Annotated in this window: 1 protein-coding gene; it reads right to left on the bottom strand. The window is 58.5% G+C overall.

The features are described from left to right. Window positions 1-404 (bottom strand): lyase family protein (locus EOA33_RS38375; RefSeq protein ID WP_245482624.1); only part of this gene is annotated, 404 nt, incomplete at its 3' end. Between the last annotated feature and the right edge of the window lie 56 nt (window positions 405-460).

Genomic DNA, 460 nt, shown 5'->3' on the forward strand with positions numbered 1-460 from the left:
TCATTGGGGTGCAGTCTCGTATAGTCGCCAACGGCTGCGCCGAGCTTGATCAAGGCCAGGTTCGTTACAACCTCGTTGACGTTCATGTTCGTGGACGTGCCGGCCCCGCCCTGCATCATGTCCACGGGGAAATTCTCTTCGATCCCCCGAAGTCCGATGAGTTCGTCACAGGCATCCGATATGGCATGTGTCTTTTCGGGCGAGAGCAGTCCGAGTTCCATGTTCGCCAGGCCAGCGGCCTTTTTCACCATGGCCATCGACTGGATGAGCTCGGGGAAATCCCTCAGGCGCAGCCCCGAAATGTCAAAGTTCTGTTCCGCTCGACGGGTGTGAACGCCGTAGAGCACACTGCCAGGGATAGCGAGCGGTCCGATCAGGTCGGATTCGATGCGTTCGACAAACATGGTTGCTTCCTCTCTCAGGACAGGATCTGGCACCACACACCGCCCCATCGCTTGCC

Origin of the sequence: Mesorhizobium sp. M4A.F.Ca.ET.050.02.1.1, assembly GCF_003997725.1 — a bacterium.
Classification (GTDB): domain Bacteria; phylum Pseudomonadota; class Alphaproteobacteria; order Rhizobiales; family Rhizobiaceae; genus Mesorhizobium.